This is a genomic window from Aminiphilus sp. (genome assembly GCF_029975095.1).
GTDB lineage: Bacteria > Synergistota > Synergistia > Synergistales > Aminiphilaceae > Aminiphilus.
In genome coordinates, this window is record NZ_JARKPW010000069.1 from 1 (window position 1) to 13,334 (window position 13,334).

General features: G+C 63.5%; 11 protein-coding genes. All 11 read right to left on the reverse strand.

Annotated elements, in window-relative coordinates; all coding sequences use genetic code 11:
• The coding region (locus Q1K49_RS04375; protein WP_300523232.1) for an iron-containing alcohol dehydrogenase at positions 1 to 898 on the reverse strand (898 nt) is incomplete at its 3' end.
• Positions 899 to 1,036: 138 nt separating this feature from the next.
• On the reverse strand, positions 1,037 to 2,368 hold the full coding sequence (locus tag Q1K49_RS04380; RefSeq protein WP_300523235.1) for a glycosyltransferase N-terminal domain-containing protein: 1,332 nt from the start codon (positions 2,366 to 2,368) through the stop codon (positions 1,037 to 1,039).
• Between the two features lie 7 nt (positions 2,369 to 2,375).
• Positions 2,376 to 3,374 (reverse strand): KpsF/GutQ family sugar-phosphate isomerase, encoded by a 999-nt coding sequence (locus tag Q1K49_RS04385; protein ID WP_300523238.1) that lies wholly within the window; start codon positions 3,372 to 3,374, stop codon positions 2,376 to 2,378.
• Between the two features lie 41 nt (positions 3,375 to 3,415).
• On the reverse strand, positions 3,416 to 4,285 hold the full coding sequence (gene kdsA / locus Q1K49_RS04390; RefSeq protein WP_300523240.1) for a 3-deoxy-8-phosphooctulonate synthase: 870 nt from the start codon (positions 4,283 to 4,285) through the stop codon (positions 3,416 to 3,418).
• 20 nt (positions 4,286 to 4,305) lie between these two features.
• Entirely contained in the window at positions 4,306 to 5,112 is an 807-nt protein-coding gene (gene kdsB, locus Q1K49_RS04395; RefSeq protein ID WP_300523243.1) for a 3-deoxy-manno-octulosonate cytidylyltransferase, read from the reverse strand.
• The gene (gene lpxK / locus Q1K49_RS04400; RefSeq protein ID WP_300523245.1) at positions 5,109 to 7,478 is read right to left on the reverse strand and encodes a tetraacyldisaccharide 4'-kinase; all 2,370 of its coding nucleotides are present in this window, start codon (positions 7,476 to 7,478) and stop codon (positions 5,109 to 5,111) included. The genes kdsB and lpxK overlap by 4 nt, the downstream gene beginning before the upstream one ends.
• Positions 7,462 to 9,216, reverse strand: coding sequence for an ABC transporter ATP-binding protein (locus tag Q1K49_RS04405; RefSeq protein WP_300523248.1), 1,755 nt, complete (start codon positions 9,214 to 9,216; stop codon positions 7,462 to 7,464). Before Q1K49_RS04405 ends, lpxK begins: the two co-directional genes overlap by 17 nt.
• A gap of 110 nt (positions 9,217 to 9,326) precedes the next feature.
• Positions 9,327 to 10,529, reverse strand: coding sequence for a cdisaccharide synthetase (locus tag Q1K49_RS04410; RefSeq protein WP_300523250.1), 1,203 nt, complete (start codon positions 10,527 to 10,529; stop codon positions 9,327 to 9,329).
• A complete protein-coding gene (locus Q1K49_RS04415) occupies positions 10,502 to 11,704 on the reverse strand; it encodes a lipid-A-disaccharide synthase (protein WP_300523253.1) in 1,203 nt (400 codons plus the stop codon). The genes Q1K49_RS04410 and Q1K49_RS04415 overlap by 28 nt, the downstream gene beginning before the upstream one ends.
• On the reverse strand, positions 11,689 to 12,531 hold the full coding sequence (gene lpxI / locus Q1K49_RS04420; protein WP_300523255.1) for a UDP-2,3-diacylglucosamine diphosphatase LpxI: 843 nt from the start codon (positions 12,529 to 12,531) through the stop codon (positions 11,689 to 11,691). Before lpxI ends, Q1K49_RS04415 begins: the two co-directional genes overlap by 16 nt.
• A gap of 14 nt (positions 12,532 to 12,545) precedes the next feature.
• A partial coding sequence (locus Q1K49_RS04425; RefSeq protein ID WP_300523257.1) for an LptF/LptG family permease occupies positions 12,546 to 13,334 on the reverse strand: 789 nt, incomplete at its 5' end.

Here is a 13,334-nt window from a genome sequence, read left to right on the forward strand (position 1 = left end):
CCGCCGCCGTCGCGTATTTTTCGGGACGGGAGAGCGCGTTGTGTCGGGCGACGTAGGGGACGAGCAGCGCGTTCGCCATGCCGTGTCCCACGCCGAACATGCCTCCCAGAGGATAGGCCAGGGCGTGACACGCGCCGACTCCAGCGTTTGCAAGAGCCCCTCCCGCGTAGTAGGAAGCAAGGAGCATTTCGCTCCGGGCCTCCAGATCATGACCGTTCCACGTGGCCACCCGGAGGAATCTGCCGATGCGGGCAAGAGCCGCCTCGGCCAGGAGATCGCTGAATGGTGAGGCGTTCCGCCCGGTATAGGCCTCCAGTGCATGCGTTAGGGCATCCATGCCCGTGGCGGCGGTGACGCAGGGAGGCATGGAAAGCGTCAGTTCGGGATCGAGAAGACTGAATTCTGGGAAAAGTTTCTCGTCGTTGATGCCCCCCTTGACGCCATCGCTCTTGCGGATGAGCACCGCCGTGAAGGTGACCTCCGATCCCGTCCCCGCCGTGGTGGGGATCATGATCTTGGGAACTCCCTTGTTGGGCACGAGCCCAAGTCCCTGATACTGCCCCGCGGAGCCCGTGTTGGTGATGAGCACGCTCACCGCCTTGGCCACATCCATGCAGCTTCCTCCGCCGAGTCCGACCACGAGACGACAGTCGTGTTCCCTGGCCAGTTCCGCCACGGCATCGGTGGTCTCCACCGATGGTTCGGGTTCAACACCGGCAAAAAGGCAGCACTCCACCCCGGCATCGTGAAGATATCCGGCAATACGCTCCGCGATGCCGAGCTGTTCCATCGTGGCATCCGTCACCAGCACGGCACTTGAAACGCCCAGTTTCCGCGCGATCTCCCCCACATTCCTCGAAACGCCCGGCCCGAACTGGGCCTTTCCCGCCAGCGACATGGCAAAACTCTTTGTTGCCCCTCCACACTGCACTTCCATCACCTCGTCATGAGAGGAAACACCTTCGACTACCGTGCTCCTCCTGAATCGTCCTCGTCATTGCCACAGACGCGAAAAATATCTTCGTTTCGTTCCGTTTCATTGCAGCACGAGCCGCTCCGAGACAAGCTCCCACGCCTTCGACGCGGCACATCCCTCCTCGTCGAAAAAAGCGCGGCACAATTCGCTCCGTCGCTCTCCCTCCTCGGCTCCTCCGCGCCCCGTCCATGCCGCAGCGAGTTCCTCCGCGTTCCGGACGACCTGCGCCATCCCCCGCTGCCCGAGCTTTTCCGCTGCGGTAGCGAAATCCTCCACGAAGGGACCGTGCTGTACCGGAACACCCCATACGGCGGGCTCAAGCAGATTCTGGCCTCCCCTGGGCACAAGACTCCCTCCCACGAAGGCACTTCGCCCCCAGCGGTACACATCGAAAAGAACGCCCACGCGATCCACCACCAGTATAGTCCAGGAAGCAGAAAGGTTACATCGGGAAAGACGCTCGCTTTTCAGCGCCTCTCCTCTCTCTCCGTTCCGTGCCCGCAGAAGCGCCAGAATCGCCTCCGCTCTCTCGGGATGGCGAGGCACGAGCACGAGCCTGGCATCGGGGAGAGTCCGCCGCACCCGGCAAAACGCGTCGAGCACGATCTCCTCTTCGCCTTCGTGGGTGCTGCCCGCGACAAAGACGGGACCTCCCGGCGGCGGCTCGGAGGGAAGGGAAAAGGGTCCTTTGTTCCGCCTCCGAAGGAGCGCCTCCACCTTGGCGTCGCCCACGACATGAATCCGTCCGGGATCCACTCCCAGGAAACGCGCCTTTTCTCCATCCTCCTCCTCCCGGAAGAGCAGCAGCGTGAACCGGTTGAGCAACATACTCCAAAACGAACGCCACCGCAAGGCCTTTCGAAAGGTGCGTTCCGAAAGACGTCCGTTCACGAGAAAGAGCGGAATTTTCCTTTCGTCGAGCTGCCCGAGCAGTTCCGGCCACACCTCCGTCTCCATGGCCACATAGCCTCTCGGCCGGAGCGTGGATACCGCACGCCGCACAATGCGCGGCACATCCCAGGGATAGTAGAAGAGCGCGTCCGCCGCAGGTCCGACAAGACGCTCCGCCATGGTTCTCCCCGTGGATGTCGTGGTGGAGAGCACGAGAGGGGCGGCAAAACCGCTCTCCCTCGCCGCCGCGATGAAGGGAGACGCCGCCTGCACCTCTCCGACGGAAACGGCATGAACCCAGAGAGGACGCTCCGTTCCCAGGCGACACAGCGGTTCGGGGAGAAAACCCCTGCGCTCCGCAAGCCCCTCGCGGTACCGCCGCGCAAGATAGGGAAACCCCGCCGCATACGCCAGGGACAGACATCCCCGGTACGCCGCGAGCAACGCCTGATTTTTCCATTCTCCTCCCGTCGCGGCAATCCGCTCCTCCCGGCGCACCATGTCCGTTTCAGGCGATGCCCGCCTTGAGCAGATCGTGGAGGTGCACCACGCCCACGGGACACTCCTCGGAGACGACCACGAGGACGGAAACCTCGCTCCGCTCCATGAGCAACACCGCTTCGGCGGCGAGCTTCTGGGGAGAGATCGTCCTGGGCGATTTCGTCATGACCGTGCCGATGGGAAGCTCCATTGCCTGCAACCCCCGCCGCTCCACGAGCCGGCGGAGATCTCCGTCGGTGAAGATGCCCGAAAGGGTTTTCCGGGAGGAAACCACGCAGGTGGCGCCATAGCCCTTGCTCGTGATCTCGAAAAGGGCCTCCCGAACGGGCGTGTCCTCGGACACGACGGGGAGTTTTTCGCCTCCCGCCATGACATCGCACACCCGGAGCAGAAGCCGCTTTCCCAGGCTCCCGCCGGGATGGAAGAGGGCGAAATCCTCCTGCCGGAGGCCACGCAGTTCCGTCACCATGCCCGCAAGGGCATCCCCCAGGGCCAGTTGGAGCGTCGTGCTGCTCGTGGGAGCCAGCCCAAGGGGGTCCGCCTCGCGGAGCACCCCCGAATCGATCCGGATGTCCGCACCCTCTCCCAATCTGGACGAGGCGACTCCGGTCATGGCGATCACGGGAGCGCCGAGGCGCCGGAAATAGGGGAGCAGTTCGAGCACTTCCCGGGTTTCGCCGCTGTTGCTCAAGAAAAGCCCCACATCGTCCCGGCAGACCATGCCGAGATCCCCGTGGGCCCCCTCGGCGGCATGGAGAAACAGGGCGGGCGTTCCGAGGGAAGCGAAGGTGGAGGCGATCTTTCGTCCTACCAGTCCCGATTTGCCCAGCCCCGTCACGACGAGCCGCCCCGTGCAGGCATGAATGAGGCGGGCCGCACGGACAAGATCCTCACCCACGCGCTCGCTCGCGCGCAGCAGTTCCTCCGCCTCGCGGCGCAGCACGCCGCGCCCCACGGCGAGAAGTTCCTCTCCGGAGAGATCGGGACCGCGCCGTTCCCTCGGCAACGTGCACGCCTCCTCCTGCACCCTGACCTCCGCTTCCCGCATCATCCGCGCCCCCCGAAGGGTGTTCCAGCAGGCGGAAGCTCCGCAAAACCGAGATGCCGGCTCGTGTCGAATATTGCCTTGACCTGCCGGAGAAGCGCTTCGAGATCCGCCAGAGCAATCATGTTGGGACCGTCACTCAGTGCTTTGTCAGGGTCGGGGTGCGTCTCCAGAAAGAGCGCATCGATTCCCACCGCCGCCGCCGCCCTGGCAAGAGGAAGCACGAAACGCCGGTCGCCGCCGCTGGATGTTCCCTGTCCTCCGGGCATCTGCACGCTGTGGGTCGCGTCGAAGACGAGAGGATAGCCGAGGGTTCGCATCACCGCAAGAGAGCGCATGTCCACCACGAGATTGCGATAGCCGAAGGTGGTGCCCCGTTCGCAGAGAAGCAGGTTTTCGTTGCCCGTTTCGGCGCACTTGCCCACCACGGCGGCCATGTCCTCCGGGGCGAGAAACTGGGCTTTCTTGATGTTCACGGGTTTTCCCGTCCTCGCGGCGGCCATCACGAGATCGGTCTGTCTGCAGAGAAACGCGGGGATCTGAAGCAGATCCACCGTTTCCGCAGCGATTGCCGCGTGCCAGGGTTCGTGCACGTCCGTCAGCACGGGAACACCCGTCGCCTCCCGGATTTTGCCGAGCATGGCGAGCCCCTCTTTGATGCCGGGCCCCCGGAATCCAGCACCGGACGTCCGGTTCGCCTTGTCGAAGGAGGCCTTGAAGACATAGCCCAGATCAAGACGGGCACAGATGTCCCGGACCGTCTCCGCCACGGAAAGGGCAAGATCGTAACTCTCGAGAACGCAGGGACCGGCGAGGATCGCCAGCTTTCCCGAGCCGATCTCGACGGAACCGACGCGTACCGTACGTACCATGTGCTTCCGCTCCTCTCCGTCTAGTTCGAACATTCGCCGCAGGCGCCGTCAGAGGCGCCGTCACTCTTTTTCCAGTCCCGTGGAGCTTCCCACGGGATGTCGCCGAAACGTTGGAGCCAGGCCTCACAGACCGCCACATCCTCGGGAGTATCGATCTCCACGGTGTCCCTGGGAGCGGCGGCGGCGCGGATCTTGTGCCCGCGTTCGAGCATGCGGAGCATTTCCAGACTCTCCGTCCTCTCCAGGGGAGTGGGCTCCCATCCGGCGAAGGCCAGCAGAAACTCCCTGCGGTAGGCGTAGGGACCGATGTGCTTGAACCAGCGCCCTCCTTCGTTTCTCGGATAGGGAATGGGAGAACGGCTGAAATAGAGGGGACGCCCCTGCAGGTCGAGCACGACCTTCACCACGCCCGGATCGTTCACCTCGTCCCGGTCCTCGATGGCCCGGACCAGCAAGGCCACGTCGCAGGAAGGATCCTCCGAGAGAATCTCCACGAGGGGGTCCACCATATCCGGGCCCACGAGAGGGTCGTCCACCTGAACGTTCACCACCAGATCGAAGGAGGGTTCCCGCTCCGCCACGTAGGCCACCCGGTCACCGCCGCTGGGCAGATCCGGGGGAGTGAAGAGAACCTCGCCTCCGGCGTCGCGGACTACCCGGGCGACACGGTCATCGTCCACGGCGACGACGACCCGATCCACCCGACGGCAGGAGGCGAGCCCCCGGAACACACGCACGACGAGAGGAATTCCTCCCACTGGAACGAGAGGTTTGCCCGGAAGCCGGGTGCTCGCATACCGGGCGGGAATGACAGCCAGTGTTTTCACTTCAGTTCCTCCTTCGCGAGAAACGCGCACAGTTCTTCGTAGACATCGTGACGGAGAGCCCAGCCGAGAGACTCCGCCGCATAGGTCACCACATCGTCAAGCGCTCCGGGACCACCCATGGCCCTCTTCCCCGCGTCACTCATGGCGGCATGAAGCGCTGCATCCTCAAGAATGCGCTCCGCCGCCTCCGAAAGATCCTCCGGGGAGGAGGGAACGAGAACTTCCGCGTCCCGAAGCAGTTTCTTCTGCACAAGCTTTCCCTTCTCCAAAATGGAGACGACGGGAACACCGAGTCCCGCGCAGATCTGGTTCGCCGTGCCGCCGAGACCGATGACGAGACGGGCTCCGGAGGCGACCTTCGCCACGGATTCGTCGGAAAGCTCCACCGAAAGCCTCCCCCAGGACATCTCCTTCTCCAGGACGAGGACGTTTCTCCCGCACCGGGAAATCCTCCGTTCGGCCCATCCCCGCCGCGTCGCTTCGACGACCAGACGGAGAGGTTCCAGTGTGGGCGCCACGACGAGCAGAAAGCGGAGCACGGCGACATCGCCTTTTGTAGAACGACGCTCTCCGAGACGTTCCGCCGTGGCAAGAAGCAACGCCACGTCCTCGTAGGCCCGAAGACGACTTCCGGGAAGCAGGAGAACCCATTGCACCGTCCCCTCCCAGGGATGGTGTTTCTCCGCGGCAAGCTCACCGTTCCTCGCCCCGGGGGAGAGATGCGTTCCGTTTCGCTCTCCGGAAACGTTCTCCTCCACGAGGTCCATGATGGGGTTTCCGCCGTACGTGGCAGCGACGCGAGAGCGGAGGAGCTGTTCCAATGTCGCCTCGTCTCTGGTCCACACCCTCCTGGCCCGGCAACGGAGGAGAAACCGCTCGATTCTCCAGTGCCCTCCGAGATGAACGCTCTTGGCCGTGGCGAGGAGGAGAGGTATCTGCCCCTGTCCGGCGAGCACCTGGAGAAGAAGGTAGACATCACCCACGCAGAGAACGGAACGGATGCGCCCTCGCAGATGTCCCCACCTCCGAAGCTGTCTTCCGATATGGGTGAGGAGGCCTCCGCGAAGATCCCTCGCGAACTCCCTCCAACTGTATTTGACGATGCCGCCGCTCGGCGTCTCCGCCGGAGGTGAACACACGGGAATGTCCTGTTTCAGATACGCGGCGCCATGTCCCACGAGGGCGAAGGCGGACACCGCCGCTCCGGGGAAACGATCCCGGACGCGTGCGGCCAGCAATGCCCCGATGGCATCCTCACCGTAGCCATTGGAGGCGACGATGATTCCGGGGCGGAGAATCTCCTTCAAAGCTCGCCAGAAGCGGAAAGGATTCTCGATGACGGTCCCCACCCGGGGATACCAGAGGGGCAGAGACGGAACATATCCTGCGGGAAGATTGTACGTGTCCTTCTCGGTGCAGACGAGAATCTCCGCGCCGCGTTCACCCGCTCTCGCCTCCACCGCCGCCAGATCCTCCGCCGTGTAATGGTGATGATCCCGGAACGAGCACGTCCCTACAAGTTTTATCCCGAGTTCTTCGAGAACGTGGATGAAGCTTCTGGGGCTGCCGATGGCGGAAAAGGCGAAGGCGTTTCCCCGGCACGGCGGCTCGGAGGAGCGCCGCCACCGCCCCTCGTCGAAGCAAAACCATTCCTTGAGAACGATGCCGGACCGGAAGAGATGTTCCCGTGGCACAAATTTTTCCAGCCCCTCTTCGAGATGTTTCAGGACTTCTTGCGAAATCTGATCCGCTTTGGTGATGACCACGAGGGAGGCGCGCTCCAAAGCACGCCGGTGCTCCCGAAGAATTCCCGCGGGGAAATGTCTTCCGTTTCCGAAGGGGCAGGTGGCGTCGATGAGGACGATGTCCGCGTCTCTTCCCATGCGTCGATGCTGAAAGGCGTCATCCGCGACGACGATGCGGCACCCCTGCTCGCGAAGGGCGATCACCCCCCGAATCTTATCGGTGGCCACCGCCACAGGAACGGTGGGGAGCATTTTCGAGAGGAGCAGCGGTTCATCCCCCACTTCGCTCCGCTCGCCCCTCCCGCCCTGAACCAGCACGACACCCCGAGCGGACCCGCCGTATCCCCGGCTTACGATGCCCGGCGAGAGTTCCGCCGCGAGGAGCGTTTCCGTGATGGCCGCCACGAAAGGAGTCTTGTTCGTTCCTCCCAGCGTGAGGTTTCCCACGCTGATCACCGGGAGAGGCATCTCCCATTGGGCGAAAAGGCCATGGTCATAGCAGAAGTTGCGGCACCGCGTCCCCATAGAGGCAACGCCTCCCAGGGGAGCGAGCAGATTCCACAGGCCTCCGGCACGTTCTCCCTTGGCAAAGGCGAGGAAGCTCTCAAGAAGCCGACCCATTGCCTCCTCCGAACTGGAGCGCGAAGAGCTTCGCATAAGCCCCATCCCGTCGCAACAGCGTCTCGTGGGGCCCCTCCTCCACGATGCGCCCGTCCACAAGAACAAGGATCCTGTCGGCGCGCACCACCGTGGAGAGACGATGGGCAATGACCAGAGACGTGCGCCCCTCCATCGCCCCGGAGAGCGCTTCCTGAATGAGATGCTCCACCTCCGAGTCCAGAGAGGAGGTGGCCTCGTCCAGAATGAGAATGCGCGGGTCCCGAACGATGGCCCTGGCGATGGCAATGCGTTGGCGCTGTCCTCCGCTGAGGAGAACCCCCCGCTCGCCCACCTCCGTCTCGTATCCTTGCGGAAGGGAGACGATATAGTCGTGGATGCCCGCGATGCGGGCGGCGGCGCAGAGATGCTCCGGATCCACATCGGGACAGCCGTAGCCGATGTTGAAGGCGATGCTCCCCTTCAGCAGAACCGGGTCCTGGGGTACGATGCCGATCTGTCTCCGCAGGGATGGAAGGTGCAGTCGCCGCACATCCTCGCCGTCCACGAGCACACGTCCCTTCTGGGGATCGTAGAAACGAGGGATCAGGTCCGACAGGGTCGTCTTGCCGCCCCCGGTCGGCCCCACCAGGGCGATCATCTCCCCGGGGTTCACATGAAAATCGATGCCTCGCAGGATCCACTGCCCCGACTCGTAGGCGAAATGCACGTCCTCGAAGACCACCTCGCCCCTAAGGCGCTCCGGAACGATCGCTCCCGGCGGAGAGGCGATCTCCGCCGGCTTGTCCAGAATTTCGAAGATGCGTTCCGCCGCGGCGAGAGCCTGCTGAATGCGGCTCACCAGCCGGGTGAGGACACGGATGGGCTGCACCATGAATCCGAGATAGCCGAGAAAAGCGATGAGTTCCCCCGGAGTGAGTTCGCCGGAGATGACATCCCGCCCTCCGAGCCACAGAATGAACGCCAGGGCCGTTACGAGCACGACCTCCACTGCACCGTCGAGCACGGCGAACGCCTGAGTACCCCGCATGAGAGCGCTGAAGTTCGCCTGGTTCTGCAGGCGGAACCGTCGCAGCTCCTCCTCCTCGGTGACGAAGGAATGCACGATGCGCAGACTGGAAAGCGCTTCCTGGGCGATGGCCGCCACCCGGGCAAGCTGCTCCTGCACCTCGTGTCCCACTTTGCGCAGATATTTCGATGTCCGCTCGATTACAAGGGCTGCCACGGGAAGAATCGCGAAGGTCACCAAAGTCAATCTCCAGTTGATATAAAGGAGAAAGCCGAGCATGCCCAGAAAGGTGACACCCTGAACGACAAGGTCCACTACCACGGAGGTGACCATGTCCTGGAGCACATTCACGTCGTTGGTGATGCGCGAGAGCAGCTCACCCACTCGTTTTCCGTGAATGTAGGAGAGGGACATGCGCTGGATGTGATCGTAGAGGAGCACCCGAATATCCAGAATGACCCGCTGCCCCACCCAGGTCATGAGATAACGCTGGCCGTAGGCGAACACGGCCTTTCCGAGATAGAGCAAGACGATGCCCACGCTGAGGAGGTTGAGCGTCCCCATGTGGCGCCCGATGAGCACGTCATCCACCACGTTCTTGAGAAGCCAGGGCGGCACCACGCCGAAGAGGGAGGCGAGAACCATGCACGCCACGGCGGCACCGATGCGCCGCCCGTAGGGCCTTGCATAGGCGAGAAGTCGAAGGTAGAGCGACCTGGTGGTGTTCTTCATGAGATCTCCTTCATCTTGCCGAAAATCATCCGGAAGCTGTACGGGCACCTCGGAACGACGCTCCGGAGAGGCTCCGGAAGGCATTCTTCCAAACTCGCTTCGCCGGGAGGTCACTCCCGCCGTGGCGGAAGACTCGTCGTTCCTTCCCGCAATGTCCCCCGGGAAAGAAGTTCTTCCGTCAGATCGACCAGGTGCACGGCGGCACCGTGTTCCCCCGGGACATCACAGCGCCCTTCCAGGGCGCACAGCTCGTCTCTGATCGCTCCGAGGCGTGCCCGATCCTCCAGGAGTGACGCCGCGGCCTCTCCAAGCCGTTCCGGCGTCACCGCTCCAATGAGTTCCGGAAGGATCTCTCTGCCGGCGAGACGATTCGGCCAGGCGAGAAGAGGCAAGGCCTCCGCCAGCCTCGAAAGAGCGTGTTTCCGGAGCATCTTCCCCACGAAGGGTGTGCGTCCGAGCAGCCCCGCAACTCCCGCAAGAGGAACCACGGAAAAGAACTCCTCTGGAACCGCCACAAGCGCCGGTGTTCCCGTATGGAGCAGTTCCATCGTGTTGGTCCCCGGCTGCGTCAGGGCGAGATGCGCCCCGGGGAGCACGGTCCCTGCCCCTGCGGCAACGGGAGAAAGCCCTTCGTTCTCCCAGGCCGCGAATTCCTCTGCCTCCGCGAACGGCGAGAGGAGGGTCACCACATCCAGCGGTCCGACACATCTTCCCAGATGTTCCACGGTCCTTCGGAGAAACGTCCTGGCGGCATTCCGGATGGAGGGACGGCTCCCCGGAAAAAGCACGATCCGGAAGGCACTTCCCTTCCTCCAGGGTGAAACGGTCCCCTGCGTCTCATCCAGCCGAAGGGCATCTTTCACCAGGTCTCCCACGAGACGCGGCGAAATGCCCGTGCGATGGAACGCCGGAAGCATCTCCGCAAAGGCCGTGGAGGCCAGCGCACAGCCCCGCATGCCCTTTTTGGGGGCATAGGAGTACGTCACCAGGGGAGCGCGAAAACGCTTCGCCAGCGCACGTCCCATCCAGAGATCTCCTCCCATCTGGTAGAGGACCTCCGGAGAAGGCATTCCAGCGGAGACGGCGGTACGCTCTTCCCGAGCGAACAGTGTGGCAAAGACGCCTCCGGGACCGGTGACATGGAGACCGGGGAAATTCTCCAGCGCAGCGCGTTCCCTTCCCGAGGCGAACTGGCAGGGAAGCAGGCGAACCGCCACGTGAACCTTGCGTCGCTGCAGCTCGACGAGGAGAGGTCTCGCCCACCCCCAGAGTTCTCCCGGACCGTTTACGAGGAGAAGCGCGCTGCGGAACATGCGCGGAGATCCTCCAACATCGTCCGGGCCCAGAACCGTGCCGCGCCGGGACGCCCCAGAAGGGCACGTCCCCGCTCCAGCAGCGAATTCACGGTCTTCCGCACGTCCGCCCCGGAGTTCCACTGATCGAGCACCTCGAGAATTCTTTCGGGGCGTACCTCGTCCTGAAGCAATTCGGGATAGGCCTCCCTTTCGCAGAGGAGATTCGGCACGGCCACAAAGGGAGTACGAACGCACATACGGTACACCAGGTTCGAAATCCAGGACCCCTTGTAGAGAACGACCATGAAGCGCCGCTGCAGCAACGCCTCCACCGCAACGGTCCCACAGGCGCCCACCGCCGCGTCCGCCTCGGCCAACAACGCCCGGGCACTCCACCGGGAAGAATCTCCGGACACGGCGGACGAGTCGGCCTCGATCCGGAACACCGCAGGCTCTCCCTCCCGGGAAAGCGTTCCGGACAATCCGATGTCCCGGCAGGCGTCGGCGAGACGACGGCGGACCACTTCCGAAAGGGCCGGTGCCACGGAGACGAGGGGTTCCGCACCCCTCCTCCGCAGTCCTTCCGCCACCTGGAGCAGCACGGGGAGAAGACGTTCCACCTCGCTCTTTCTGCTCCCCGGAAGCAGCACAACTTTTCGCAGCGGTGCGGAGGCCCGCCGGGAGGTCCAGTTTTCATCGAGGAGGGGATGACCGAGAAAGGAACTGCGCACACCCTGGGCATTCAGAAAAGCGTTCTCAAAGGCGAAGAGAGGAAAACAGCGGTGCACGTAACGCCGAAGCGACTCGGTCCGGCCCCGCCGCCACGCCCAGACCGTCGGAGGTGCGATGTAGTGAACGTACCCCCTGTATCCCTTTTCCGAAAGACGCTTCGCCAGGGGAAGATGGAAATCCGGACTGTCCACGAGAACCACCGCCGCAGGACGCTCCCGGAGAATGGCCTCGACGAGAATGTCCCGCAACCGCAACAGCCTGGGAACGGCACGGATCGCCTCGGAAATACCCAGAAGATGCAATGCTTCGTAGTCGGCGCAGGCGACTCCTCCGGCACGGCGACTCTCGGGACCGAGCATGCCCCAGAAAGGCTCCTCACATCCCTCTTCAGCAAAGCCCCGGATGCAGGCCGCGGCCAGAAGATCTCCCGAGGCTTCGCCGCAACTCAGGAAGACGGACACGCCACATCCTCCGGAGGCAAGGGGTCGTGACGGATTCCGATCACGGAGACTCCTTCTTCACGGGCTGTCTCGGCAAAGGATTCCCGTTCGAGGATGATGGTGCGCTCCGCCTCGATGGCGAGACAGCCGAGCCCGGCTCTCGCCATGGTCCGTAACGTCCGTACGCCCACTGTGGGAAGATCGTACCGCTCGTCCTGGTCGGGGCGCATCATTTTCACCACTGTTCCTCCCCGGCAGAGGCTTCCCGCCCGAAGCAGCGTCGCATCCGTCCCTTCCATGGCCTCCACGGCGACCACCGCCCCCATGGAGGTGACCAGGGTTTGTCCGAAGGAAAGGGGAACGATTCGGGCCGCCACTTTCCTGCCGTACTCCGCATCGGCCGTCTCCCGAGAAGTGGGCGCCCGTCCCGCCACATGTCCCTCGGGAGCAAGAAGATCCCCGATGAGATGCCGATAGCTGACGACGGTGATTCTTTGCCGCTCCAGGTGAGCCACCACGGCGGCGAGAAGGGTGTGGTCATCCCTGACGGAGAGTGTTTCGAGAAGGGCTTTCGTCGCCCTGTCCATCATGGCGGATTTGTACATGACGGTCTTGGGCACGGCTCCGGCGAGCATGACCTGCTGGACGCCGCGCCGCAGCATGTCCTCCAGGACATCCGCAAGAGCGATCTTGCTGACGGGAACGATGTCGAGGGCATATTTCGACAGTGCCCCCACCTGTTCCCGCAGAGAATAGACCACCGGCGGGCATTCCGCTTCCGTGAGCCGTCGGGCGATCTCCACGGGAAGAAGCCCCTCTCCGGCAATCATGGCGACAACCTGATCCATGTCACACCTCTCCGTCATCGATTCGCCCGGGCGGCGAGCAGTCCTCCCAGAAGGAGGAAGAGTACGTTCGGAAGCCAGGCGCCAAGCGCCACGGGGAAATGCCCCGCCTGGGCGAACGCCCTGGAAAAGGACATGACCACATAAAAGGCGAAGGCCACGAGAATGCTCATTCCCACGCCGACACTCGTACCGCTTCGGTGGGGGCGCACTCCCAGAGCGGCACCGACGATGGCGAGCACGACACACGCCCAGGGAAAGGCGAGACGCATGTGGAAGGAAACCCACAAGGGACGGACGTCGCCTCCCTGAGCCGTGACGATGCGGAGCTGCTCCAGAATCTCCGTGAGTCCCATGTTGTCGGGATCCCTGCTGCTCCGTTCCATCTCCTCCGGAGAGAGCCGGAGCGGCACGGTCTGCCGCTCGAAGGTGAGAAGCAGCGCCACGGAACCGCTCGGAGCGACCTCGAAGATCCTTCCGTCCTCAAGAACCCAGATCCCATCCTGCCAAAACCCCTTTTCGGCGGAGAGAATCCGCTCAAGCCGTCCCTTGCCGAACTCCTGGACGAGAACCTGTTCCATTGTCCCGGCCCGGGGTTTCAGCTTCGTGATGTACACCACGCGCTTTAATTCCCCCTCTTCCTCCTCCCGGAGAAAGATCCGCTCCTTGATGAGCGAGGGACGCTGTTGCAACACCTCGAAGCGCATGAGATGCTCTCCCGCGAGATTGCTCAGCGGAACCAGCGTCTCGTTGAAAAGCTGCGTTCCCAGCGCCACCAGAACGGCGGCGAAGGAGACCGGTCGGAG